Consider the following 24,948-nt stretch of genomic DNA (forward strand, 5'->3'; position numbering starts at 1 on the left):
AGGGGCCTTTCCGCTGGGAAAGGCCCCTTCGTCGTCTGTGCTAGCCGAGGGTGCCGCCGACCTTGACGTGCCCCTTGAGCAGGTTGCGCGCGATGGTCCGGCGCTGGATCTCGTCGGTGCCCTCGTAGATCCGCAGCAGCCGCAGTTCGCGGTACCACCGCTCGACCGGCAGTTCCCGCGTGTAGCCCATCCCGCCGTGGATCTGCAGGACGCGGTCGACGATCTCGTTCGCCTTCACCCCGCCGTACAGCTTCGCCATCGACTGCGCGTGCCGCGAGTCCACCTTCTGGTCCACCTGCCAGGCGGCGTGCAGCACCAGCCAGCGCAGCGCCTCGAGCTCGGTGCCGGAGTCCGCGATCATCCACTGGATGGCCTGGCGTTCGGCGATCTTCTGCCCGAACGTCTCGCGGGTGTTGGCGTGCTCGATGGCCATCGAGATCAGCCGCTCACAGGAACCGATCGCGCGGGCGGGAAGCAGGTAGCGGCCGGCGCCGATCCACTGCATGGCCAGGTCGAAACCGTGGCCGAGCTCACCCAGGATCTGGGTCTCCGGCACGCGGACGTCCTCGAAGACGAGCGCCGCCGGACCCCATTCGCCCATCGTGTCGATGTATTCGGACTTCCAGCCCGCGTCGCGGTCGACGAGGAAGCAGGTGACGCCGCCGTTCGCGCCCTTCTCGGGGTCGGTGATCGCGAACACCATCACGAAGTCGGCCTCGTTGCCGCCGGTGATGAAGGTCTTCTCGCCGTTGATGACCCAGTCGGTGCCGTCCTTGCGGGCGGACGTCCGGATGGCCTTGGCGTCCGAGCCCGCGCCGGGTTCGGTGATCGCGAAGCAGGACTTGCGCTCGCCCGAGATCGTCGGGAGCAGGTAGCGCTCCTTCTGCTCGTCGTTGGCGTAGTACAGGATGTTGTCCGCGGCGCCGCCGAAGCGGAACGGCACGAACGTGCGGCCGAGTTCGGCCTCCAGCAACGCGGTCATCACCGCGGACAGGCCCATGCCGCCGTACTCCTCGGGCGTCTGCACACCCCAGAAGCCGGACTCCTTCGCCTTCAGCTGCAGTTCGCGCAGCTCGTCGGAGGTCAGGCCGGGCTGGCCGGCGCGTTCGCGGCGCAGCACCTCCTGCTCACGCGGCATCAGGTCGCGCTGGACGAACGTGCGGACCCAGTCGCGCACCTCGCGTTCCTCGACGCTCAGAGAGAAATCCATGGTCAGCCCGCTCCTGTTCGGCATTGACTAAGCGCTCGCTTAGCTCAGCGTACCGCTTCGGTTGTCGTTCGCCGAGAAGTTGTCATAAGTTTTCGCAACCTGTCCCCGTCTTGTCGAAGGGCACCCATGAGCACGCAGGCACCCGCGACGAAGCGGGACCGGACCCATTACCTCTACATCGCCGTCATCGTGGCGGTGGCGCTCGGCATCGCGGTCGGCATCCTGTTCCCCCAGCTCGGCAAGGAACTGAAGCCGCTCGGGACCGGGTTCGTGAACCTGATCAAGATGATGATCTCGCCGATCATCTTCTGCACGATCGTGCTCGGCGTGGGCTCCGTGGCGAAGGCGGCGAAGGTCGGCCGCGTCGGCGGGCTCGCGATCGGCTACTTCCTGGTGATGTCGACGGTCGCGCTGGTCATCGGCCTGGTCGTGGGCAACATCCTCCAGCCCGGCACCGGGCTGCACCTGACCCCCGAGATCGCCGAAAAGGGCCAGGGCCAGATCGCCAAGAGCGAGGGCACCGTCGAGTTCCTGCTCGGGATCATCCCGAAGACGCTGGTCTCGGCGTTCACCGAAGGCGAGGTGCTGCAGACGCTGCTGGTCGCGCTGCTCGCCGGGTTCGCGCTGCAGAAGCTCGGCACGAAGGGCGAGCCGATCCGCCGCGGCATCGAGCACATCCAGCGGCTCGTGTTCCGGATCCTGGCGATGATCATGTGGGCGGCCCCGGTCGGCGCGTTCGGCGCGATCGCCGCCGTCGTCGGCGAGACCGGCTGGAAGGCGCTGCAGAGCCTCGCGGTGATCATGCTCGGCTTCTACATCACCTGCGCGCTGTTCGTGTTCGTGGTGCTCGGGCTGATCATCGGCCTGCTGGCCAAGGTCAACATCTTCAAGCTGCTGAAATACCTCGGCCGCGAGTTCCTGCTGATCCTGTCGACGTCGTCTTCGGAATCGGCGCTGCCGCGGCTGATCGCGAAGATGGAGCACGCCGGGGTCTCCAAATCCGTGGTCGGCATCACCGTGCCGACCGGGTACTCGTTCAACCTCGACGGCACCGCGATCTACCTGACGATGGCGTCCATCTTCATCGCGGACGCGCTCGACAAACCGCTGACCATCGGCGAGCAGATCTCGTTGCTGGTGTTCATGATCATCGCGTCGAAGGGCGCCGCCGGGGTCACCGGCGCGGGGCTCGCGACGCTGGCGGGCGGGCTGTCGTCGCACCGTCCGGAGCTGGTGGACGGCGTCGGGTTCATCGTCGGCATCGACCGGTTCATGTCCGAGGCCCGCGCGCTGACGAACTTCGCGGGCAACGCCGTCGCGACCGTGCTGATCGGCACCTGGACCAAGGAGATCGACCGCGAGCAGCTGGACCGCACGCTGGACGGTCGGTCGCCGTTCGACGAAGCGACGCTGCTCGACGAACATTCGGGTGATGACGGTGTGGAATCGGGTAAAAAGAAGACGTGATCGAATGTGCGGTCCGCTGGTCGGAGCCCCTGCCCGCTGAACCCCGGTTCCTGACCCTGCTCGACGAACTCGAGCAAGGCCGGTACGACAACTACCGTCAGGACATCGACAAACGCCGGTTCCTGACCGGCCGAGTGCTGGCGAAAACCGTCACGGCCGAACGCCTCGGCCTCGCCGTCGAGGACGTGACGTTCGACGCGACCTGCGATGACTGCGGCAAACCGCACGGACGCCCCCGGGTGCCCGGCGCGCCGCTGATGCTGTCGATCTCGCATTCCGGCGACCTCATCGGCGTCGCGGCCACCGCGGGGACGCCGGTCGGCCTCGACGTCGAGACGGCCACCAGGCGGGCCGAAGACTCGCTCATGGAGTACGCGCTGACCCCGACGGAGCAGGCCGCGATCTCCGGTCTGTCCGACGACCAGCGCGCGACGGCGTTCTTCACGTACTGGACGCGCAAGGAAGCCGTCATGAAGGCGACCGGGAAGGGCCTCAAGATCCCGCTGCAGAGCATCACGTTCTCCGGGTACGACGAGCAGGCGCGACTGGCCCGCTCGAGCCACCCCGCCCTCGACCCGGAACGAACCCGGCTCGCCGACCTGAAGGCGGCCGAGGGCTACCGGGCCGCCGTCGCGCTGCTGACGTCGGACGAGATCGCGGTGACCGAAGACTTCGTGACCCTCTGACCCCTCGCGGCACGCGGCGTGGGCTGAAGGGGCCCTTCGCCGCATGCGACGCGGCGAAGGGCCCTTTCGCGGCGTCTGACGAGGGGAAAGGGACCTTCACCCCAAGGCGGGGTACCACAGCCAGGTGGTCGTGAGTGGTAAGTCGCGTTCCAACCGTCCCCTACCGCTTACGACCCCCTTAACCGACTACGGCGCGGCACCCTGGTGCACGTTGACGGTCCCCCACTCACGACCAACCGCAGCCAGAACCCAGTAGGTACCTAAGACCCGGTTGGCTCTAACCGTCCCTACCGCTGACGAGACTTGGCCGGTCGGCCCCCGGCGCGTTTCGTCCTCTGGATGCGGTAGTTGCACGCGCAAGGACCGCATCCAGAGGACGAAACGCGTCAGATCTCGAGCCCCATGGCGGCCAGCAGGGTGCGGAACTTCGCCGAGGTCTCGTCGAGTTCGGTCTGGGGGTCGGAAGCGGGCACGATGCCGCCCCCGGCGTACAGCCGCATGGAGGTGTCGGCGATCTCCGCGCACCGGATCCCGACGGCCCATTCGCCGTCCCCGGCCGCGTCGACCCAGCCGACGGCGCCCGCGTAGTACGCGCGGTCGAACGGTTCGAGTTCCCCCACCAGTGAGCGCGCGGCGGCGGTCGGCGTGCCGCAGACGGCGGGGGTCGGATGCAGCGCGGCGGCGAGGTCCAGCGCGGTGACGTCCTGGTCGATCAGCTCGCCGGTGACGGTGGTCGAGAGGTGCCAGATCGCCGGCGTCGAGACGAGTTCGGGGCCGCGGACGTCGAGCGTCCGGCAGAAGGGCCGCAGGATCTCGACGACGGACTCCACCACCACGGCGTGTTCGAGGTGGTCCTTTTCGGACGCCAGGAGCGCCTCACCGTTGGCCCTGTCGATCGCCGGGTCCGCCGAACGGGGCATCGACCCGGCATGCGGCCGGGACAGCACGGCGCCACCGGTGCGGGACAGGAGGAGTTCGGGAGTGGCGCCCACCAGCGTGCGCCCGCCGGGCAGCTGCGCGGCGTAGGTCGTGTGCCGGGGGTTGCCGTTCGCCAGGTTCCGGACGACGTCGGCGACGGGGACGGCCTCGGAGAAGTCGAGATCGAGCGCGCGCGCCAGGACGACCTTGCGCAGGTCCCGGTCGCTCAGCGCCGAGACGGCCGCGCGGACGGCGGCCAGATGCGCCTCCGGTTCGGGCGCGGGCGTGACCTTGACCGGCTGCGGGAGCGCGGTGCGCGGCGGCACGGCCCCGCGGTCGGACGACGCGCGGTGCACGGCACGGGGCAAGACCAGATGACCAGGCTTCGACGTGCCCTCGCTGGTGTCGAAGGGCAGCACGCCGACCGCGACCGGAGCGCCCGTACCGGTGAACAGCCCGGGGAGTGCCCGGGACAGCCGCGCCGGATCGGTGTCGGTCACGGTGGCCGCGGCCCCGCTCGCGAGGAGCGCGTGCCGCGCCGTGGCCAGGAGGAAGTCGCCCCGCTCGTAGCGGGCGGCCAGGTCTGCCGGGGTCGCCGGTGCGGTACTGGTCGTCACCCCACCAGCGTCCCAGGCTCCGGCTGAGACCAGGGGAAAGTGTTGCCCGGGCAACAGCCTCTCAGGCAGCACCTTCCCCTGGACAGCCCGTGACCTGGGCGGAAGCGTTACTTCAGCGCCTCGAGGAGGGCCTCGCGCTGCCGCTCGCCCAGGCCGGCTGCACGCCGGTCAGGGTCGATCCCGGCCTGCTCCAGCAGGGCGGCGACCTTGACCGCGCCCAGGCCGGGCACGGCCTTCAGCAGCTGCGTGACCTTCGTCTTGCCGATGGTCTTGTTCTCCTTGGCCTGCTTGAGCACCTTGTCGATGCTCTCCTTGCCGGACTTGATCGACGCAAGCAGCTCGGAGCGCGCCTTGCGAGCCTCAGCCGCCTTGGCGAGGGCATCGGCGCGCTGCTCCGGAGTCAACGTGGGCAGAGCCAACGTAGTAGTCCTTTCATCTCAGGTCTCCGCTTTCGCGGCCGACGGCCTTTACCCATGCTTGCGAGAGCAAGCGCTGGCCAGCCGTCTCTGTACCACGGCTCCAGTAAACGCCACCCGTTCCTCGGCCGTGAAACCGACACGCACTTATTACCCCTCGACCACGCCATGGGCAACCCGCCCCAGCCTGCGGAAACACGCCTTTCGGGCGGCGATTCGATGGCGTTCATCACCCTTATGAGCGATGCCGCGACTTCGCACTGTTAGCCATTTTTCGTTTCACGGTAAGAAAAATACGAATTATTGATGATCTTGACCCGAAGCGGCGAACACCCGTTAGCGCGACACTGTGACCGAACGGTTGCCTGCGATGTTACTGACCAGTTCACCCCACCCGCATTAGAGTCGGCCCCACCCCAGTTCACCGGAGAACGAGCACCACGGGAGTACGCGATGTTGAGCACGATGCAGGACGGACAGCTGTCACTGGGCAGGCTGCTCCGCCACGGCACGACGGTGCACTCCGAGAGCGAGGTGATCACCTGGACCGGTTCAGAAGCCCGTCGTGAGACCTACGGTGAGCTCGGCAAACACGCCGCGCGCCTGGCGAACGCCCTCCGGAGCCTGGGCGTCACCGGCGACCAGCGCGTCGGCACCTTCATGTGGAACAACGCCGAGCACATGGCCGCGTATCTGGCGATCCCCGCCATGGGCGCGGTGCTGCACACGCTGAACATCCGGCTCTTCCCCGAGCAGCTCGTCTTCGTCGCGAACCACGCCGAGGACCAGGTCGTCATCGTCGACGGAACGCTGGTCCCGCTGCTGGCCAAGCAGCTCCCCGAGCTGAAGACCGTCCGTCACGTCATCGTGGCCAACGGCGACGCCTCCACCCTCCCGGCGCCGGACGGCGTCCAGGTGCACTCCTACGACGAGCTGCTGGCCGGCCAGCCGGACACCTTCGACTGGCCCGAGGTGGACGAGCGTTCGGCCGCCGCGATGTGTTACACCTCGGGCACCACGGGTGACCCGAAGGGCGTCGCGTACTCCCACCGGTCGATCTGGCTGCACTCGATGCAGGTCACCATGACCGACAGCATGCGGCTGGCGCAGCACGACAAGGCCCTCGCGATCGTCCCGATGTTCCACGCGATGGCCTGGGGCATGCCGTACGCGGCGCTGATGGTCGGCGCGTCGCTGCTGATGCCGGATCGCTTCCTCCAGCCCGCCCCGATCGCCCAGATGCTCGACGCCGAGAAGCCGACCTTCGCCGGCGCCGTCCCGACGATCTGGCAGGGTCTGCTGTCGCACCTCGACGCGAACCCGCAGGACATCTCGCATCTGCGTGAGGTCGTCGTCGGCGGCTCGGCCGCGCCGCCGTCGCTGATGCACGCGTTCGAGGACCGCTACAACGTGCCGATCCTGCACGCCTGGGGCATGACCGAGACGTCGCCGCTGGGCAGCGTCGCGCGTCCGCCCGCCGCCGCCACCGGCGAGAAGGCGTGGGAGTACCGCTACACCCAAGGCCGGTTCCCCGCGTCCGTCAGCGCCCGGCTGATCGGCGACAACGGCGAGGAACTGCCGTGGGACAACGAAAGCGTCGGCGAGCTCGAAGTGCAGGGCCCGTGGATCGCGGCGTCGTACTACAGCGGCACCACCGGTGACGAGCCCGACCCGGAGAAGTTCCACGACGGCTGGCTGCGCACCGGCGACGTCGGCAAGATCAGCCCGGACGGCTATCTCACGCTGACCGACCGCGCGAAGGACGTCATCAAGTCCGGCGGCGAGTGGATCTCCTCGGTCGACCTGGAAAACCAGGTGATGGCGCATCCCGCGGTGGCCGAGGCGGCCGTGGTCGGCATCCCCGACGAGAAGTGGGACGAGCGCCCGCTGGTTGCCGTCGTGCTCAAGGAAGGCCAGAGCGTCACGGCCGAGGAACTGCGCGAGTTCCTGTCCGACAAGGTCGCGAAGTGGCAGCTCCCGGAGAACTGGACCTTTGTGGACGAAGTCCCCAAGACCAGTGTCGGCAAGTTCGACAAGAAGCGGCTGCGGGCGTTCCACTCCGAAGGCAAACTCGACATCAGCCAGCTCTAACGGGTTAATCTCCCGCGCGCCTGCCCTTCCGTGAAGGCCATCTTGAGGGACGCTGTCCACCAAGGCGACCTTCACGGAAGGGTTTGTTGGTGCGTAAGACAAGCAGGCGCGCGTTCCTCGCGTTGGCGGGGACGGCGGCGCTCTCTGCCTGCGGGTCGAACACCGTCCAATCAGGAAAGCCCCCACCGTCGACGGCGTACTCCGCCGGGGCGACCAGGCCGAAACCGAAGCCGGTGGACCTCGCGCAGTGGTACCACCCGTATCCCGAAGCCGGTGTCCAGGAAGCCGTCACGCGGTACGCGGCCGCGTACCAGAGGTCCAAGGTCGCGGTGCAGTGGAATCCCGACGACTACGAAACGAAACTGAACGCCGCGCTTCAGGCGGGCCCGGTTCCGGACGTCTTCGAGGGCCACGTCACCGTCGACCGCGTCCGGCAGAACCTCCTCGCGCCGCTCGACGACGTCATCGGGCCCGTGCGCAACGACTTCAACCAGTCCGTACTCGCGGCGCAGACCGTCGACGGCAAGCTCTACGGCATCCCGCAGGCACTCGACACGCAGGTTCTCTTCTACCGCAAGAGTTTCCTGCAGGAGGCCGGAGTTCAGCCGCCGCAGACGCTCGACGAACTCGTCGAAGCGGCCAGGAAACTCTCCAAGGACGGCGTCAAAGGACTGTTCGCCGGCAACGACGCGGGTGCGGCGGCACTCGCCGGGCCGCTGCTGTGGGCCGCCGGACTCGACTACCTCAAGGACGGCAAAACCGTCGGCTTCGACGATCCCCGCGCCGCGACGGCGTTCGCGAAACTCCACGACCTCAACGGTTCGCTGCTGCTGGGCGCTTCGACGGACTGGGCCGACCCGATCCCGTTCATCGACGGGCTCACGGCCATGCAATGGACCTGGCTGGGGAACCTGCCGAAGATCCAGGACACCATGAAGGACGACTTCGGTATCTTGGCCTTCCCCCGGCTCGACGCGGCGGGCGCGCCGTCCGTCCCGGTCAGCGGGTTGAGCGCGATGGTGCACTCCAAGAGCCTGAATCCCAACGCCGCCAAGGATTTCGTCAAATGGCTGTGGCTGGAGCGCACCGACTTCCAGCAGGAGTTCGCCACCAAGTTCGGCTCCCACCTGCCCGCGCGGCTGAGCGTGCTCGACAAGGCCGCCGCGGGGACCGACGCCGCGAAGCTCGTCCGGGAGAACGGCCGCGCCGCCGGTCCACTGTGGACCCCGACGGCGAACACCGCGCTCGTCGACGCGCTGGGCAAGATCGCCCGCGACGGTGCCGATCCGGTCGCCGAGACCAAGGCGGCGATCGAAGCGGTCAAAGCGGAACTGGGTCGCCTGTCCGCGTGAGGCGGCGCGAGCGGACGTAGGCGACGATCAACACGATCGACAGGATCACCGCGCCGCCGTCGGTGACCAGGGACGGAAGCACCCCCGGCCAGCCGTGTTCGTCGATCGCGGCCCGGTGCACCTCGAAAGGCACGACGTACACGCCGAACGCCTGGCCGACGTTGACCGCGAGCACCGGCCAGAACAGCCAACGCCAGCGGAACCACACCAGCAGTCCCAACGCGTTGCCGACGATGAAGACGTTCCCCACCAGCCGCAACGCGCTGAGGTAGGCGGGCGCGTCGCCGGTTTCCGCGCCCTTGAGGCGCATGCTCGCCTCGATCAGGTCCAGATCGATGATGACGTAGTTCTGCAGCGCCGTTCCCGCCACGAAAACGATCGAGCACAGCACCGTGACCAGGCGGATCTTCGGTGTCCAGAGCATCACTTCCCCCGTCTCTATCAGTGATAGAGACAAATCTATCACTGATAGAGTCCGCGGGTGGCACGCAAAGGCTCGCTGGACCTCGCCAAGATCACCGCCGCGGCCGTCGACCTGCTCGACGAAGCCGGTCTCGCGGAGCTGAGCACCCGGCGCCTGGCGGCGAAACTCGGCGTCAGCTCGCCGACGCTCTACTGGCACGTGAAGGACAAAGCGGAGCTGCTGGACCTGGTCGCCGAAGCGATCTGTGCCGACGCCTTCGAGATCGACGAGGAGCTGTCCTGGCGCGAGCGGCTCGCAAGCGGGCTCCGCCAGTTCAGGACCCTCCTGCTGAGCCACCGGGACGCGGCCGCGCTCCTTCGGGAACGGCCGCCGACCGGACCGCACCGGCTGGGCCACATCGAGACGACAGCGCGGATCCTGCTGGAGGCGGGTTTTTCCGAAGAGGACACGGCGGGTATTTCGCGGCTGCTCACGGCACACGTACTCGCCTCGGTGGAAACCCTGCCCGCACGGAAGCCGGACGAAGGATTCCTCGAGCGGCTCGCGGCCTATCCGCACGTGAGCAGGCTCGGCGCGGCTTTCGGCCGTCAAACCGGGAAGGACGTCTTCGAGTTGGGCGTCGAGGTCATCCTCGACGGGCTCGAAGCCCGGCTCTAGTCGCCGAAGGTGGGCATCGTGGTGGCGGCCCACGCGACGCTTGCCCCGGGACACCGACCGCGTGGCCTCGCGTGCCGGGTGCCGGTGTGGTCGAGCGGGGAAGATTCGGGACGTTGAACGTCCCAAATCCTCCACCGTCAACTCCGACACTCACGCAACCCGCCGTCCTCGTGCAGGTCAGGCGTAGGTGAGCAAAAACAGGTCCGCTCTAGCCGGACCGCCACCCACGCCACCCCGATGTCGCGAAAGCCGACGCGATGAGCGACCGGACCCGACACCTTTACCTCACAACAGCCCGGCCCTAGTCGCCCGAGACGCCCCAGATCGCCAGCTCGACGGCGACGTCGTTTTCGTAGAGCAGCGCGCAGTTCGCGCTCCAGCGCGGGCGGCGCCCGTACGGCAGCTGTCCGGCCTTGTCGAGTTCGTCGAAGCCGGAGACGGACGGCTCCTCGGTACCGAAGGCGGCGGCGAGTTCGGCGTCGGTCAACGGCCGGATCGTGCCGAAGTCGTCCTCACCCGTGGCGCTGATGAACTCATGGACGTCGAGGACGGAATGGGTTCCGGACTCCTGGACGCTCTCGATCTCGTAGAGCTCCTCGATCGAATCCGGACGGCCGAGTTCGTCCTCTTCCCAGAGGTAGTCACCCTCCTCGAAGACGCGCGCCTTCATCGCGTCCAGCGCCGCTTCCGGATCTCCGTCGAACCGGCCGCGGACAGACCAAGCCGAAGCACCCACCGGGGCCACCTCCTCACCAGCCGAACGACCAGCTTAACCACCACGCCGACGAAAGCATTCGGCCGAACGTGACAAATTTTCGCATTACCCTTTTCTGGTGTTCACCCCACGGCTAACGTCGTCCGGCATCGTCCTTCCGCGACACCCACCCGCGACGAGTAGGGGCACCGCCATGTCCGACATCTCAAGGCGTACCTTCACCGCGGCGGGCGCCGCCGGCGTCGGCCTGCTGCTGTGCACCCCGACGGCCAACGCACTCGACAGGGCGCTCGCGCGCACCGCGACCCGCGCGGTGCGGACAGCGGGCACCACACTGGACTCGGCCGCGGCTCCGCTCAAGAGCGGCCCCGGCTACACGCGACTGACCGCCGGGCCCGGCTGGCCGCTCGTGGTCCGGGGTGATCTCGCCGCACCGAAGTCCGGCCGCGACGACAGGCGCCGCGCGATGGCCTCGTTCGCGCAGTTCACCGACCTGCACTTCACCGACGCCGAGAGCCCGGCGCGGTTCGAGTATCTGCACCCGTTCATCGGCTCGGCGCACCGGCCGCAGGAAACGCTCGGCCCGGTCGCGACGACGGCGCTGGTGGAGCGGGTGAACAGCCTGAAATCGGGCCCGTTCACCGGACGGGCGATCGACTTCATGGTCACCACCGGCGACAACACCGACAACCACGAGCTGATCGAGCTCGAGTGGTTCCTCAAGGTGCTCAACGGCGGCACGGTGAACCCGACGTCGGGCGATCCGAACGCGCACGAAGGCGTCCAGACGTCCGGGTCTTCGCACTACTGGAACCCCGGCAAGACGCTGGACGACGCCTACACGAAGAAGGGCTTCCCGCAGCTGCCCGGCCTGCTCGGCGCGGCTTCGAGCACCTTCACCTCACCCGGTCTCGACATCCCGTGGTTCTGCACCTTCGGCAACCACGACGACAGCATCGTCGGCACGCTGCCGGATCTGCCGGGGATGGACGCCTGGTACACCGGCCGCTTCAAGGTGATCGGCAAGGACGAGACGACGTCGCGGAAACTCGCCAAGGCGATCGGCGCCGGCTCCGGCGTCCCGGTCACGGAACTGTTCGGCGGTTCGGGAACGATCCGCGAGATCACCCCGGACGAACGGCGTCGGCCGTTCAGCACCGCGGAATTCGTCCGGCACCACCTCGACACCGCCAACACCGGCCCCGGCCCGGTCGGCCACGGGTTCAGCGGGAACAACGCCGACGGGCGGAACGTGTACTACACCTTCCGCATCGCGCCGGGCGTCGTCGGCCTCAGCCTCGACACCACGACGATGGCCGGACTGGCCGACGGCTCGATCGGGCTCGGACAGTTCACCTGGGTGGAGAACACGCTCAAGCGCAACAGTTCGACGTACTACGACTTCTTCGGGCGCAAGGTCACCCAGAACGTGACGGACGAGCTGTTCATCCTGTTCAGCCACCACACCAGCGACACCATGGGCAACGTGCTGCCGGACGCGCGGCATCCGCTGGAGTTGCGGCTCAACGGCGACACGTTCGTCTCGCTGCTGAACCGGTTCCCGAACGTGCTGGCGTGGGTGAACGGGCACACGCACCACAACAAGATCACCCCGCACCCCGGCAAGACGGCGAAGCAGGGCTTCTGGGAGATCAACACCGCGTCGCACATCGACTTCCCGCAGCACGCGCGGATCATCGAGGTCGCGGACAACGCCGACGGCACGCTCTCGCTTTTCACCACCCTGATCGAGGCCGAAGCGCCGTACGAGGCGGAGTACTCGGACACCTCGACGCAAGCGCTTGCGTCGCTGTATCGGGAGTTCTCGTACAACGACATCCACGCTTCGCTCGCCGCCGTCGGCACCGCCCAGGACCAGAACACGGAACTGCTGCTGCCGAACCCGCTCGCCTGATCGCCGCCCGATCACGCGAGTTCCGCCTCCAATCACGCGTGTCGTCCGTCTGATCACGCGAGTCACGCGTAGCCGCACACGGCCGAACGACGCGACTCGCGTGATCAGACGGCGAACTCGCGTGATTGGAGGCGGAACACGGCGGGCTGGTCGCGAAAGCGACACAGACTCGGGCCGTCTTGCAGACAACTGTTTACATACCTCGCACAACCGGCGAAAATCCCTCTCCTACTGGGTGGATCCGAGGGATGGAGCCGGGATGCGGATACGAGGGCTGGTCACGCTGCTGACGATCGCGACGATGACCGCGGTGACGGCACAGACGGCGGAGGCGAGCCCGGGACGGCCGGACGACGAAGCGATCGACTACCACGAATGGTCCGGCCACCACGGTTTCCGCGACGGCAGGATGGAAGGGCTCGACCTCGACCACGGGGCGTTGCGAATCGACCGCCCGATCGGCACCGTCGAACACACCGAACCCACGCTCGGCACCACGAAAACCTACGAATACGGCCGATGGACGTCGCGAAGTCACAAGCAGGGCTTCGACGCCTCGCAGCTGATCGCCTCATGGAACGCGAAGACACCGTCCAAGACCTGGATCGAGGTCGAGGCGAAGGGCCGCACAGCGTCCGGCGCCGAGACCACCTGGTACGTCATGGGGCGGTGGGCCAGCGGTGACGCCGACATCAAGCGCACCAGCGTCGACGGCCAGAGCGACGCCAACGCCGCCGTCGACGTCGACACGCTGGTCATGAAGGCGGGCGTCGCGCTCCGGTCGTTCCAGCTGCGGGTCAGCCTGTACCGCGAGGCCGGTTCCCGCGCCACACCCTCGGTGACCTCGATCGGCGCGATGACGTCGCTGGTCCCGGACCGGTTCGAGGTCAAGGCGACCAAGCCGGGCCGGGCCACCGGGATCGAGCTGAAAGTGCCCGCCTACGCCCAGAACCTCCACAAAGGACACTTCCCCGAGTACGGCGGCGGCGGTGAGAACTGGTGCAGCCCGACGTCCACCGAAATGGTGGCCGAGTACTGGGGCAAACGGCCCAAGCGCGAGGACATGGCGTGGATCCCGGAGGGTTACGTCGATCCGACAGTCGCGTACGCCGCGCGGTACACGTTCGACTACGCCTACGACGGAACCGGCAACTGGCCGTTCAACACCGCGTACGCCGCTTCACTCGGACTGCGTGGGCACATCACCCGTTTGCACTCCTTGACCGAACTCGAAAGCTACATCGCGCGCGGCATTCCGGTGATCACTTCACAATCGTTCAAGGCCGAGGAACTCGACGGCGCGGGCTACGGCACCGCCGGCCACATCATGGTCGTCGTCGGCTTCACGAAGGACGGCGACGTGATCGCGAACGATCCGGCCGCGAGCAGCAACGACCGCGTCCGAAATGTCTACAAGCGACACCAGTTCGAGACGATCTGGCAGCGCACCAAGCGGTACAACACCACGGGCGGGGTCTCCAGCGGCCCCGGCGGGGTCGTGTACATCATCACGCCCGGGCACTGAACCGATACCGCACCCGAGCGGATCTCGCGATCCGGGCCGCCCACGTGGCAAGCTCGGAGTTTCGTCGACTCGGAGGTGGGCATGCCGTACGAGGTCCAGGGCGTCGTTTCCCGCGCCAAGGGTGAACCGGTCTCGCTGGAGTCCGTGACGGTGCCCGATCCCGGGCCCGGCGAGGCCGTCGTGTCGGTCAAGGCGTGCGGCGTCTGCCATACCGACCTGCACTATCGCGAGGGCGGGATCAACGACGCGTTCCCGTTCCTGCTCGGCCACGAAGCCGCGGGATTCGTGGAGGCCGTCGGCGACGGCGTCACGGACCTCGAACCCGGCGACTACGTGATCCTGAACTGGCGCGCGGTCTGCGGCACCTGCCGGGCCTGCCGCCGAGGCAAACCCTGGTACTGCTTCTCCACGTTCAACGCCGCTCAGCCGATGACACTGTCCGACGGCACCGCTCTGTCGCCGGCACTCGGCGTCGGCGCGTTCCTCGAGAAGACGCTCGTCCACAGTGGACAATGCACGAAGGTCGACCCGGCCGCCGAACCGGCCGTCGCCGGGCTGCTCGGCTGCGGGGTGATGGCCGGTCTCGGCGCGGCGCTGAACACCGGCGCGGTGGGCCGGGGCGACACCGTCGCGGTCATCGGCTGCGGCGGCGTCGGGGACGCGGCCATCGCCGGGGCGAACCTCGCCGGCGCGAAGACCATCATCGCCGTCGACACCGACGACCGGAAACTGGCCTGGGCCAAGGACTTCGGCGCCACGCACACGCTGAACAGCAAGGGGCTCGACGAAGACCAGGTCGTCGAGGCGATCCAGGAGTTCACCGATTCCTTCGGCGCGGACGTCGTGATCGACGCCGTCGGCAGGCCCGAAACGTGGCGGCAGGCGTTCTACGGCCGCGATCTGGCGGGTACGGTCGTGCTCGTCGGCGTCCCGACCCCGGAGATGCGGCTGGACCTGCCGCTGATCGACTTCTTCTCGCGCGGCGGCTCCTTGAAGTCGTCATGGTACGGCGATTGCCTGCCCTCACGCGATTTCCCGATGCTGATCGACCTCTATCTCCAGGGCAGGCTCCCGCTCGACAAGTTCGTCACCGAGCGGATCGCCCTCGACGGCGTCGAGAAGGCCTTCGAACGCATGCACCACGGGGACGTCCTCCGTAGTGTGGTGACGTGGTGAAACTCTTCACCGACGCCGATTTCCCCGCCGACCCGTATCCGGGAGCGCGACCGGGACACTCCTTCGTCCACTTCGACGGCGCCGGGCACAGCCTCGACACCGCGCCGGAAGGCTGGCGCGGACGCCAGGCCGTGCTCGCCTACGGCTCGAACGCGTGCCCGTCCAAGATCACCTGGCTGCGGGAGAACATGGGCCTGGAGGGCCCTGTCGTCGTCTGCCACGCGCGCTGCACCGATCTCGCCGCGGTCTGGGCGTCCGGGCTGCGGTTCCGGGACGGGCAGCGGCCCGCCACGCTCGCCGCCGCCCCGGGCGTCGTCGAGGAGCATTCCGTCTGGTTCGCCTCCTCCGACCAGTTGGCCGTACTCGACAGATGCGAGGGCAACGGCTTGCGCTACCGGCTGGTGCGGCTGACGGCGCCCGCCATCACCCTCGACGACGGCACCGTGCTCGACGACGTGGTGGCCTACGTCGGCGCCGCGGACATCCGCCTGCCGATCCTCGTGGACGGCAGGCACATCCGCGTCGCCGACCTCGAACAGCGCCGGGCCGCGGCGCTGGAAGGGATCCCCGCCGAAACGCACGGCCTGGACTGCACGCTGGTCGACACCAGGGCTCTGGTCAAAGAAGCTTCCCTGGATTGAGGATCCCGGTGGGGTCGACGGCCTTCTTCGCCGCTCGCAACACTTCGACGCCGATCTCGCCGATTTCCGCCGACAGGTACCGCGCGTGGTCGACGCCGACGGCGTGGTGGTGCGAGATGGTGCCGATACCGGTGATCGCCTCCGAAGCCGCCGCCTTCGCCCGCTGCCACTGGCCGATCGGATCGGCCTCGTCGCGGGCGGTGAGCACGGTGAAGTACAGCGACGCGCCCGTTTCGTAGGCGTGCGAGACGTGGCACATGATAATGGCCCGGCCGAGCGTGGCGGTGAGCGCGGCACGCACGGCGTCGCGCAGGTCGCTCAGTTCCGCCCAGTACGCGGCCGTCTCCAGAGTCTCGACGCAGACGCCGTTGTCCATCAGCGCGTCCCGTTGCCGGGGGCCGGAAAACCGGCCGCGGCGCCAGGATTCGCCGAGGGTGGCACCGATGCGGACGGCACCGAACGGCTCCAGCACGCGCGTGGTCTCCCGGCGGCGCCGGGTGACCTCGTGTTTCGACGCGCCTTCCCAGCCGACGATCAGCAGACAGGGATGGGTGATCCCCCGCGCCTCGAGATATCGGCGCAGCGCCTTGGTCTTCCAACTGTCGTTGAGTGCCAGCGAAACCTCGCTTTCGTCCACATCGGACAGTCGCGTGACATCGGCGAGCACGTGCCGCTGGGCGAGTTCGCGGACCGCCGCGGTGCCGTTTTCCCAGCCGTCGAGGACATAGCCTTCGTAGCGGCGGACTTCCGGCACCGGGCGGACGCGGAGGGCGACCTCGGTGATCACGCCGAGCGCGCCTTCACTGCCGACGGCGAGATGCCGCAGGTCGGGTCCGGCCGCCGACGCCGGCGCGACGCCGAGTTTCCATTCGCCGCGCGGGGTCGCGAGCCGGACACCCGAAACCATGTCCTCGAACCGTCCGTAACCCGACGAGGCCTGCCCGGCCGAGCGGGTCGCGGCGAATCCGCCGATGGTGGCCCGTTCGTAGGACTGGGGCACGTGCCCGAGGGTGAAACCGTGCGCGGCGAGCAGCCGATCGGCCGCCGGGCCGGTGACCCCGGCCTGCAGGACCGCGATCCGGGACACCGGGTCGACGGAGACCAGCTCGCCGAGCCTGGTGAGGTCGAGCGCGATCACCGCGCTCTTGTCCCCGCGCGGCGCGGAAACCCCGCCGACCACGGAAGTCCCGCCGCCGAACGGGACGACACCGATGTCGTGCCGTGCGCAGATTTCCAGCACCGACTGGACTTCGCCGGGATTCTCCGGCAGGACGACGGCGTCCGGCAGCGGAAAATCACCGAACCCCCGGCGCCGCAGCAGGTCCAGGTAGGACAACCCGCTCGCCCGTGCGAGCCGTTCGCCCGGTGTCACCAGGACGTGTTCGACGCCGACGAGGTCCTCGAGGTCTCGCTTCGGCTGTTCGCCCAGCACCGGTTCGGGAACGGACAACGCCGAATCGGGTGCGAACGGGGCCGGTGAACCCAGAGGACCGATACGCTGGACGAGCCACCGCAACGCCTTCGCCGGAAGGTGGGCCGCGTCACCGGCTTCCGGCGTCCACGACCGTCTTAACCGGTGGTCAATAAGCTCAGTCACGACTACAGTGTTACATATGGACGTACAACGTCACTCACCTGCGGAAACAGGCGTCTCGGCGCTGGCGGACACCCGATCCCGTCAGGCCTCGACACGCGTGTCCGACGACGTTCTGCTCGACGCGGCGAAGAAGTGCGTACTCGCCGTCGGCGTGAGGCGGACCACCCTCGCCGAGATCGCGCGCACCGCGAAGGTCAGCCGGATGACCGTCTACCGCCGGTTCCCGGACGTGCGCAGCGTGCTCGCGACCCTCATGACCCGTGAGTTCGGCGGCCTGCTGCAAGGCGCCGCCGAACCGGAGACCGAGCCCGCCAACTTCCGCGAGAAGCTCGTGCGGAGTTCGGCCACCGCCGTCACCGCGCTGTCGGGCGACCCGCTGTTCCGCACGCTGCTGGACCTCGACCCCGAACTCGTCCTGCCCTACATCGTCGAACGGCTCGGGAAGACCCAGCGCTTCGCCGAGGGCGTGATCCTGCATCTGCTGCGGTCCGGCCACGAAGACGGTTCGATCCGCAAGGGCGACCTGCCTTCTCAGGCGCGCACCCTGCTGCTGCTCATCCAGTCCTTCGCGTTCTCCTTCCGCCCCGCCACCGCGGACGTGAACGAGAAAGACCTGATGGCGGAATTCGCCCAGGTGCTCGACGCGGCGTTGCGCCCGTGACGCCGGGCTCGCTCAACGCTTTGCGGCGCGAGCGGGAGCTCGCGGCGCTCGACGGCGGTGAGCGGGTCGATCTGGCGGTGGTCGGTGGCGGTGTCACCGGCGCCGGGATCGCGCTGGACGCGGCCGCGCGCGGGCTCTCGGTGGCCCTGATCGAGGCGTACGACCTGGCGTACGGGACTTCGCGGTGGTCCAGCAAACTGGTCCACGGCGGGCTCCGCTACCTCGCCAAGGGCGATCTGGCGCTGGCGCACGAAAGCGCCGTCGAACGCGGGATCCTCATGACGCGCACCGCGCCGCATCTCACCAGGGCGATCCCGCAGCTGTTCCCCATGTACCGCGAGACCTCGCGCGGCCAGCAGGCGTTCATCATGACCGGCCTCGTCGCAGGCGACGGTCTCCGCCGTGCGGCGGGCACCCCGGCGTCGGTACTGCCGCGGCCGAGGTCGATCCCGGCCGCGGAGGCACTCGCGCTCGCCCCCGGCCTGTCCCCTCAAGGCCTGCGCGGCGCGCTGCTGGCCTACGACGGCGCGCTGACCGACGACGCGCGGCTCGTGGTGAACCTGGCGCGCACGGCCGCGTCACGCGGCGCGAAAATCCTGACAAGGGTCGAGGCGATCCGGCTCGGCGCGGATTCGGTGCGGGCGAGAGACCGGCTCACCGGACGGGAAGTGGAGATCCGCGCCCGTCAGGTCATCAACGCGACGGGGGTCTGGGCGGGCGAACTGGCGGAGTCCGTGCGGCTGCGGCCGTCCCGCGGTTCCCACCTGATCCTGGCGGCGGGGGCGGCGCCGATCGGCGCGACGTCGGTCAACGTGCCCGTCCCCGGCGAGAACAACCGGTTCGTCTTCCTGCTGCCGCAACCCGACGGGCGGGTGTTCGTCGGGGTCACCGACGAACCGACCGACGGCCCGATCCCGCGCGTGCCCTCCGTGCCGGAGTCCGATGTGGACTTCCTGCTCGACGTGGCGTCGAAGGCGTTCACCCGCCCGCTGACCCGCGCCGACGTCGCCGGTTCGTTCGCCGGGCTGCGGCCGCTGGTCGAGGGTCACGGCGGGCGCAGCGCGGATCTCTCCCGCAAGCACGCGGTGGTGACCGGCGCCGACGGCGTGCTCACCGTCGTCGGCGGCAAGCTGACCACGTACCGGAAGATGGCCGAAGACGCCGTCGACGCCGCGTTGAAGCGGTCCGGGCTCCACGCCGGGCCGTCGACCACCTCCCGGCTCCCCCTTCTCGGCGCGGCTCCCCGGAGCCGTCTGTCCTCTGTGGACGCTCCTGCTCGGCTGGTCGCGAAGTACGGCACCGAGGCGCCCCGCATCGCGGCGCTCGGCGAGGTCGATCCGGAACTAGCCTTGCCCCTGTTCGGCGGCACCGAGATCAGCGCGGCCGAGGTCGTCTGGGCCGTGCGGCACGAGGGCGCTCTCGACGTCGAGGACGTCCTGGAGCGCCGCACCCGGCTCGGCCTGGTCGCCGCGGAGGCCGAAGCCGCCCGCCCCCGGGTCCAGGAACTCGTCGACAAGTCGCTCGCCGGACTCACCTGACGCCGTATTTAGTCCTCTAAATGCGGTGAGGGCGCGCTCGCCGGCCCCGTCCCGGATGTCGCGAAAGCCACTTTCGGGACACCAGACGTCGCGCAAGTGGCTTTCGCGACACGCTCGGCTCGTCGGCGTGCTTCTCCGCCTGACACCGTATTTAGTCCTCTAAATGCGGTGTAACACGCCCCCAACTTGACGGGTCGTTGGGTTTTTGCAACAGTATGTTCCATGAGCCCGGTCAGACGCGGCAAAGAGCTGCCGATCTACAACCGGCTTCCGGTGCTCCGGGCGGAGCGCGGACTGAGCAGGGCCGCCCTCGCGACGGCTGTCGAGGTCAATCCGCAGACCATCGGCGCGCTCGAACGAGGGGACCACTACCCGAGCCTGGACCTGGCGTTTCGCATCTGCGCGGTGTTCGACCTCCCGGTCGAGGCCGTGTTCAGCCGCGAACCGTTCACGCCACTGTCCACTCAGGTCTACCGGGAGGGGGGAGCATGAGCGAGAGGCAGGGGTGGCTGGCCGCGCGCTGGGAGCGACAGCAGGAGCGGTTCGAGGAGGTGGAACTCAAACGGGCCAGGAAGCTGCCGGCTTGGCGCACGCGACGCCGTCGCCGCCAGTTGAGCGTGCTCGTGATCCTCGGGAACCTGATGCTGCTCGTCGGCGCCTCGCTGTTCGTCACCCAGCAGGGGCCGGTCTTCTTCGGGCTCTGGTTCGGCGGCGCCTTGATCACCGGGACCGCGCACTGGCTGCTGCGCATCCTCACCGGCAAGATGAGTGGCGGATTCTCGCTCCGGCTCGACGAACGCGAACGGGAAATGCGCCACCGGGTCACCTACGCCAGCTACCAGATCCTGGTCGGCCTGATGATGGTCGGGATGGTCTTCTCGATGATCATCTCGAACACGGAGGACGCGGGATTCCGCATCGCCCTGATGCTGGCCGCGCTGCTGCTCGCCGGGACCACCTCGGCGGCGACCATCCTCGGCTGGACGCTGCCGGACGACGACCCCGAAGACTTCGAAGAGGTGACTCCCGCATGACCGTCACCAGGACCCGCTCCGACCGGCGGCGGCTCGCCGTCTCCGCCGTGATCGGCCATCTCGTCGTGATCGCCGGGGCGGCCCTGCTCCGCGAGCCGACACTGTGGTTCGCCGTCGGCCTGATGGGACCGGGGCTGTGTCTCTGCGTCGGCACAGCGGCGGTGCTGCGCAAGGCCGTCGGCAGACCCGGTTCCGCGGCGAACGATCTCGACGAACGTGAACTGCACTTGCGCGGCAAGGCGCACTACAGCGCCTTCCAGGGGATCTGCCTGCTGATGGTGGTGGATCTCGGTTACGGGCTTTACGCGGCGGGCCAACCGGATGCCGGTTCCCTGCTGGCCGCGATGACAGCGGCGTTACTCGTCTTCGGGACGTCGTTGCCGGCGCTTTGGCTCGCGTGGCGGCTGCCGGACGACGATCCCGAGGACTACACGGACTTCGAGGGGGTGACTCCGGCATGACCGGGGACAAGAGGCGCTACAAGGTGTCCGTCGGCGTGGTCGCCGTCGTGCTGGTGGCGGGTGGGGTCCTCGCCGGCGCGGGACGGGCGGTGCTGGTGTACCGGGCCACCTCGGTGGTGAACAACGTCAAGCTGGACGGGCTGCTCCAACGCAACCGCACGGTTTCCGGCGTCCACCGGGGATTCACGGCGCTGGTGCGGTATTTCGAAGAGGGGAAGTGGAAATGAGCGAGGGGAAACTGGAGATCGACCGGATCTCCAAGAAGTACGGCGCGAAGGTCGCGCTGGACGAGGTGAGCTTCGAAGTCCAGCCCGGTGAGCTGTTCGGCTTCGTCGGCAGCAACGGGGCGGGCAAGACCACCACGATGCGGATCGTCCTCGGCGTGCTGGCGGCCGACGGCGGCGAGGTGCGGCTCGGCGGTGCGCCGATCACGCACGAGACCCGCACGCATATCGGGTACATGCCGGAGGAACGCGGGCTGTACCCGAAGATGAAGGTGCTGGAGCAGCTCGTCTACCTCGCCGAACTGCACGGGATGTCGGCCAACGACGCCCACCGCAGCGCCGAGAACTGGATCTCCCGGCTGGGGCTGACCGAACGCCGCAAGGACGAGGTCCAGAAACTGAGCCTCGGCAACCAGCAGCGGGTGCAGCTCGCGGCCGCGCTGGTGCACGATCCGAGGGTGCTGGTGCTGGACGAGCCGTTCTCCGGCCTCGACCCGCTGGCCGTGGACGTGATGAGCGGGGTGCTGCGCGAGAAGGCCGCGACAGGCGTGCCGGTGGTGTTCTCCAGCCACCAGCTGGATCTGGTCGAGCGGCTGTGCGACCGCGTCGGCATCATCCGAAGTGGACGGATGGTCGCTTCCGGCAGTGTCGGCGAGCTGACAGCCGACGCGGGCAACGGCCTCGTCGTCACCGCGCCCCACTCCTCGCCCGGGTGGGCCTCGGCCGTTCCCGGTGTCCGGTCGGTCGAGCAGAACGGCCCGACGACGATCCTCGAACTCGAGGTGGGCGCGGACGACCAGGCCGTACTCGCCGCGGCGCTGGCCACCGGCCCGGTCACCGAATTCACCAAACGCAGGCGCTCGCTCACCGAGCTGTTCCGCGACGCCGTCGCCGAGAAGCCCGCGGCACAAGGAGTTTCCGCATGAACACCGTCTCTTCGTGGCGCGCGGTCTGGCTCATCGCCAAACGCGAGCTGAACACCCGGCTGCGCACCCGGTCCTTCGTGATCGGCACCGCCGTCCTGCTGGTCATGCTGATGGGCTACGTCCTCCTGCAGGCCACGCTGATCAGCAACGAGGACAAGAGCAAGATCGGGCTCACCGGCCAGACCGCCGGGATCGCGCAGCAGCTCCAGACGGCGGGCGCGGCGATCGGCGAGAAGATCGAGACCGTCCCCGTCGCCGATCCGGCCCAGGGCCGCTCGCAGGTCGAAAACGGGGATCTCGACGTGTTGCTGTCCGGCAACGCCACCGAGCTGAAGGTGCTCGTCAAGACCGAACTGAACACCAAGCTCCGTGCCATGCTGACCGGTGTTTCGCAGCAGGAAGTGCTCAACGGCAAGCTTTCCGAGGTCGTGGAGAACCCGGATCAGGTGCTGCGCACGGTCAACGAGACCCAGGTCGAGGTCGACTCGATCAAACCGCCGGATCCGGAGAAGGACCAGCGGATGGTGATCGGGCTGATCGTGGCCGTGCTGCTCTACATGAGCATCGTGACCTACGGGACGCTGGTCGCGCAGGGCGTGGTCGAGGAGAAGTCCAGCCGGGTCGTGGAGATCCTGCTGTCCACCGTCCGGCCATGGCATCTGTTGCTGGGCAAGGTGATCGGGCTCGGCCTGGTCGGACTGACCCAGCTGGTGATCATCGGCGGCGCCGGGTTGATCGTCGCGTCGGCGACCGACGTGCTGACGCTGTCCGGGGTCGCGACGAGCGCGCTGCTGTGGGGCGTGCTGTGGTACCTGCTCGGATTCCTGTTGTACGCCACCGTCTACGGCGCGATGGGCTCGCTGGTCTCCCGGCAGGAAGACACCCAGTCGGTGATCGGCCCGGTCAACATCGTGCTGATCCTGGGCTTCGTCGTCGGGTTCAACCTGCTGGCGCAGGCGCCGGACGGTACGGGGACCAAGATCCTTTCCCTGGTACCGCTGCTTTCCCCAGTGCTGATGCCCGCGCGGATCGCGTCCGGGAACGTCGAGGTGTGGGAGATCGCGCTGTCGCTGGGCCTGACCGTGGGCGCCATCGCCCTGTTCACCTGGCTGGGCGCGCGGATCTACCAGAACAGCGTCCTGCGGGTCGGCAGCCGGATCAAGCTGACCGACGCCCTTCGCGGCTGATCGCTTCGCGCGTGAAGGCCCCCTTCCCTCAGCTGAGCCGAGGGAAGGGGCCTTCACGCGCGTTCAGGTACCTTTGATGGCGCCGTAGCGCTCCAGGGCCACCTGACGTTCGTGGGCGTGGTCGACCATGGGCGCAGGATAGCCCTTGACGTCCTTCGGCTTGTGCACCGCTTTCCCTTGCACGGAGCGGAGTTCGGGAACATAGCGGCGGACGTACTCGCCGGAGGGGTCGAACTTCTCCCCCTGCGTGGTCGGGTTGAAGATCCGGAAGTACGGCGCGGCGTCGGTGCCGCTGCCCGCGACCCACTGCCAGTTCAGCTGGTTCGACGCGAGATCGCCGTCGACCAGGTGCCGCATGAAGTATCGCGCCCCGAGCCACCATGGCAGATGCAGGTCCTTGACCAGGAAGCTGGCCACGATCATCCGGACGCGGTTGTGCATCCAGCCCTCGGCGAGCAGCTGCCGCATCCCCGCGTCGACGATCGGGAAGCCGGTGCGCCCTTCGCACCACCGCTTGAAAGCCTCGTCGTCACTTTCGTGTTCCATGGCGTCGAAGCGGGAATCGTAGTTCTTGCGCGCGGTTTCGGGGCGGTGCCACAGGACGTCGGCGTGGAACTCGCGCCACGCGAACTCGCCGCGCAGCGACTTCGCGCCGGATCCCTCGTTCCCGGCGAGGTCGGCCAGCAAGGTGCGCGGGTGAACGCAACCCCATCGCAGGTACGGCGAAAGCCTGGTCGTCCCGGGACGATCCGGACGGTCACGGTCCTCGTCGTAGGTCTCGATGCCGTCGTCCAGGAACTCGTGCCAGCGGTCCAGCGCCGCCTTCTCACCGGGCTCCGGCAGCTCCATCCCTTTGAGCGAAGGGGATTTCGGGAGCTTGACCGAACGCGGCGGCTCCAACCAGTCCACTATGGACTTTCCGGTGTCCGCGGGGCGCGGCCAGCCGTGACGCGTCCACGCGCGGTAGAACGGGGTGAACACGCGATACGGGTCGCCGTCCGGTTTGGTGACCCTGCCGGGTGTGATCGCGTACGAGGAACCCGTCTCCGTCCACGCGATGTCGTGCTCCGCCAAGGCTTTCTTGACTTCGTCGTCACGGCGGCGGCCGTAGGGACCGGTGTCCGCGCTGACGTGCACGGCGGCGGCCCCGATCTCGCGGGCGGCCTTGACGACCTCCTTGACCGGATCGCCCTTGACGAGCATCAGCCGTCCGCCGAGCTGGTCGTCAAGCGCTTCGAGACAGCCGTGCAGGAACGCGACGCGCGGGGCGCCGGAGGGTTTGAGGAGCGCGTCGTCGAGGACGTACAGCGCGAGGACATGCTTGCTGTGCTTCGAGGCTTCCAGCAGGGCTGCGTGGTCGCCCAGTCGCAGGTCGCGGCGGAACCACAGCACTACGGGGGCTTCTTTGGTCACCCAGGAAACCTTAAGCGGTACCGCTGGTGACCGCAGTCCGGCCCCGGAATGCCACGAAGGGCCCCCTCGAGGCGGAATTCGCCCTCCGGGGACCCTT

At 68.3% G+C, this 24,948-nt stretch carries 24 protein-coding genes; 17 read left to right on the forward strand and 7 right to left on the reverse strand.

The features are described 5' to 3' along the window. Nucleotides 1-40 precede the first annotated feature (40 nt). Entirely contained in the window at nucleotides 41-1,210 is a 1,170-nt protein-coding gene (locus HDA45_RS15965) for an acyl-CoA dehydrogenase family protein (RefSeq protein WP_184896071.1), read from the reverse strand. A 126-nt stretch (nucleotides 1,211-1,336) separates the two neighbouring features. Between HDA45_RS15965 and HDA45_RS15970 the strand changes: the two genes are divergently transcribed. Then, entirely contained in the window at nucleotides 1,337-2,677 is a 1,341-nt protein-coding gene (locus HDA45_RS15970; protein WP_184896073.1) for a cation:dicarboxylate symporter family transporter, read from the forward strand. Continuing rightward, nucleotides 2,674-3,363 (forward strand): 4'-phosphopantetheinyl transferase superfamily protein, encoded by a 690-nt coding sequence (locus tag HDA45_RS15975; protein WP_184896075.1) that lies wholly within the window; start codon nucleotides 2,674-2,676, stop codon nucleotides 3,361-3,363. Before HDA45_RS15970 ends, HDA45_RS15975 begins: the two co-directional genes overlap by 4 nt. 386 nt (nucleotides 3,364-3,749) lie before the next feature. On the opposite strand, the gene HDA45_RS15980 is transcribed toward HDA45_RS15975, so the two are convergent. Both HDA45_RS15980 and mihF read right to left on the reverse strand, forming a co-directional pair. Continuing rightward, the gene (locus HDA45_RS15980) at nucleotides 3,750-4,898 is read right to left on the reverse strand and encodes an isochorismate synthase (RefSeq protein WP_184896077.1); all 1,149 of its coding nucleotides are present in this window, start codon (nucleotides 4,896-4,898) and stop codon (nucleotides 3,750-3,752) included. 107 nt (nucleotides 4,899-5,005) lie between these two features. After that, on the reverse strand, nucleotides 5,006-5,317 hold the full coding sequence (gene mihF / locus HDA45_RS15985; RefSeq protein ID WP_005155963.1) for an integration host factor, actinobacterial type: 312 nt from the start codon (nucleotides 5,315-5,317) through the stop codon (nucleotides 5,006-5,008). Nucleotides 5,318-5,767: 450 nt separating this feature from the next. On the opposite strand from mihF, the gene HDA45_RS15990 reads away from it, so the two are divergent. Both HDA45_RS15990 and HDA45_RS15995 read left to right on the forward strand, forming a co-directional pair. Further along, nucleotides 5,768-7,405, forward strand: a complete 1,638-nt coding sequence (locus tag HDA45_RS15990) for a long-chain fatty acid--CoA ligase (protein WP_184896079.1) — start codon at nucleotides 5,768-5,770, stop codon at nucleotides 7,403-7,405. Nucleotides 7,406-7,494: 89 nt separating this feature from the next. Then, nucleotides 7,495-8,757: an extracellular solute-binding protein gene (locus HDA45_RS15995; RefSeq protein ID WP_184896081.1), complete on the forward strand. Its 1,263-nt coding sequence runs from the start codon at nucleotides 7,495-7,497 to the stop codon at nucleotides 8,755-8,757. Here the strand turns inward: HDA45_RS15995 and HDA45_RS16000 are convergent. Beyond that, on the reverse strand, nucleotides 8,726-9,181 hold the full coding sequence (locus HDA45_RS16000; RefSeq protein WP_184896083.1) for a hypothetical protein: 456 nt from the start codon (nucleotides 9,179-9,181) through the stop codon (nucleotides 8,726-8,728). The genes HDA45_RS15995 and HDA45_RS16000 overlap by 32 nt on opposite strands. A 57-nt stretch (nucleotides 9,182-9,238) precedes the next feature. On the opposite strand from HDA45_RS16000, the gene HDA45_RS16005 reads away from it, so the two are divergent. Beyond that, entirely contained in the window at nucleotides 9,239-9,838 is a 600-nt protein-coding gene (locus tag HDA45_RS16005) for a TetR/AcrR family transcriptional regulator C-terminal domain-containing protein (protein ID WP_184896085.1), read from the forward strand. Between the two features lie 301 nt (nucleotides 9,839-10,139). Here the strand turns inward: HDA45_RS16005 and HDA45_RS16010 are convergent, their stop codons facing one another. Continuing rightward, nucleotides 10,140-10,574, reverse strand: a complete 435-nt coding sequence (locus HDA45_RS16010) for a hypothetical protein (RefSeq protein ID WP_184896086.1) — start codon at nucleotides 10,572-10,574, stop codon at nucleotides 10,140-10,142. Nucleotides 10,575-10,746: 172 nt separating this feature from the next. Here HDA45_RS16010 and HDA45_RS16015 point away from each other — a divergent pair, with 172 nt between their 5' ends. From HDA45_RS16015 to HDA45_RS16030, 4 genes are all read left to right on the forward strand, one after another. Continuing rightward, nucleotides 10,747-12,468 carry a TIGR03767 family metallophosphoesterase gene (locus HDA45_RS16015; protein WP_184896088.1) on the forward strand — a complete coding sequence of 574 codons (1,722 nt, stop codon included), beginning with the start codon at nucleotides 10,747-10,749 and terminating at the stop codon, nucleotides 12,466-12,468. A gap of 259 nt (nucleotides 12,469-12,727) precedes the next feature. After that, nucleotides 12,728-13,993 carry a C39 family peptidase gene (locus HDA45_RS16020; RefSeq protein ID WP_184896090.1) on the forward strand — a complete coding sequence of 422 codons (1,266 nt, stop codon included), beginning with the start codon at nucleotides 12,728-12,730 and terminating at the stop codon, nucleotides 13,991-13,993. Nucleotides 13,994-14,074: 81 nt separating this feature from the next. Then, entirely contained in the window at nucleotides 14,075-15,169 is a 1,095-nt protein-coding gene (locus tag HDA45_RS16025) for an S-(hydroxymethyl)mycothiol dehydrogenase (protein WP_184896092.1), read from the forward strand. Then, nucleotides 15,163-15,810, forward strand: coding sequence for a gamma-glutamylcyclotransferase family protein (locus tag HDA45_RS16030; protein ID WP_184896094.1), 648 nt, complete (start codon nucleotides 15,163-15,165; stop codon nucleotides 15,808-15,810). Before HDA45_RS16025 ends, HDA45_RS16030 begins: the two co-directional genes overlap by 7 nt. Here the strand turns inward: HDA45_RS16030 and HDA45_RS16035 are convergent. Next, a complete protein-coding gene (locus HDA45_RS16035) occupies nucleotides 15,788-17,407 on the reverse strand; it encodes an FAD-linked oxidase C-terminal domain-containing protein (RefSeq protein WP_184896096.1) in 1,620 nt (539 codons plus the stop codon). The two genes, HDA45_RS16030 and HDA45_RS16035, sit on opposite strands and share 23 nt — an antisense overlap. A 97-nt stretch (nucleotides 17,408-17,504) precedes the next feature. Here HDA45_RS16035 and HDA45_RS16040 point away from each other — a divergent pair, with 97 nt between their 5' ends. The 8 genes from HDA45_RS16040 to HDA45_RS16075 all read left to right on the forward strand — a co-directional run bounded on the left by HDA45_RS16040 (nucleotide 17,505) and on the right by HDA45_RS16075 (nucleotide 23,438). After that, on the forward strand, nucleotides 17,505-18,068 hold the full coding sequence (locus tag HDA45_RS16040) for a TetR family transcriptional regulator (protein ID WP_184905698.1): 564 nt from the start codon (nucleotides 17,505-17,507) through the stop codon (nucleotides 18,066-18,068). Beyond that, nucleotides 18,065-19,606, forward strand: a complete 1,542-nt coding sequence (locus tag HDA45_RS16045; protein ID WP_184896098.1) for an FAD-dependent oxidoreductase — start codon at nucleotides 18,065-18,067, stop codon at nucleotides 19,604-19,606. The genes HDA45_RS16040 and HDA45_RS16045 overlap by 4 nt, the downstream gene beginning before the upstream one ends. Before the next feature lie 222 nt (nucleotides 19,607-19,828). Beyond that, nucleotides 19,829-20,098: a helix-turn-helix transcriptional regulator gene (locus HDA45_RS16050; RefSeq protein WP_020631744.1), complete on the forward strand. Its 270-nt coding sequence runs from the start codon at nucleotides 19,829-19,831 to the stop codon at nucleotides 20,096-20,098. Next, nucleotides 20,095-20,640 (forward strand): hypothetical protein, encoded by a 546-nt coding sequence (locus HDA45_RS16055; protein WP_184896100.1) that lies wholly within the window; start codon nucleotides 20,095-20,097, stop codon nucleotides 20,638-20,640. Before HDA45_RS16050 ends, HDA45_RS16055 begins: the two co-directional genes overlap by 4 nt. Then, the gene (locus tag HDA45_RS16060) at nucleotides 20,637-21,101 is read left to right on the forward strand and encodes a hypothetical protein (RefSeq protein ID WP_184896102.1); all 465 of its coding nucleotides are present in this window, start codon (nucleotides 20,637-20,639) and stop codon (nucleotides 21,099-21,101) included. The genes HDA45_RS16055 and HDA45_RS16060 overlap by 4 nt, the downstream gene beginning before the upstream one ends. Next, nucleotides 21,098-21,328, forward strand: a complete 231-nt coding sequence (locus tag HDA45_RS16065; RefSeq protein ID WP_184896104.1) for a hypothetical protein — start codon at nucleotides 21,098-21,100, stop codon at nucleotides 21,326-21,328. Before HDA45_RS16060 ends, HDA45_RS16065 begins: the two co-directional genes overlap by 4 nt. Further along, nucleotides 21,325-22,251, forward strand: coding sequence for an ABC transporter ATP-binding protein (locus HDA45_RS16070; protein ID WP_184896106.1), 927 nt, complete (start codon nucleotides 21,325-21,327; stop codon nucleotides 22,249-22,251). The genes HDA45_RS16065 and HDA45_RS16070 overlap by 4 nt, the downstream gene beginning before the upstream one ends. Next, nucleotides 22,248-23,438 carry an ABC transporter permease gene (locus tag HDA45_RS16075; RefSeq protein WP_184896108.1) on the forward strand — a complete coding sequence of 397 codons (1,191 nt, stop codon included), beginning with the start codon at nucleotides 22,248-22,250 and terminating at the stop codon, nucleotides 23,436-23,438. The genes HDA45_RS16070 and HDA45_RS16075 overlap by 4 nt, the downstream gene beginning before the upstream one ends. 63 nt (nucleotides 23,439-23,501) lie before the next feature. Here the strand turns inward: HDA45_RS16075 and HDA45_RS16080 are convergent, their stop codons facing one another. Beyond that, nucleotides 23,502-24,851 (reverse strand): FAD-binding domain-containing protein, encoded by a 1,350-nt coding sequence (locus HDA45_RS16080; protein ID WP_184896110.1) that lies wholly within the window; start codon nucleotides 24,849-24,851, stop codon nucleotides 23,502-23,504. Between the last annotated feature and the right edge of the window lie 97 nt (nucleotides 24,852-24,948).

It is taken from the genome of Amycolatopsis umgeniensis (genome assembly GCF_014205155.1).
Classification (GTDB): domain Bacteria; phylum Actinomycetota; class Actinomycetes; order Mycobacteriales; family Pseudonocardiaceae; genus Amycolatopsis; species Amycolatopsis umgeniensis.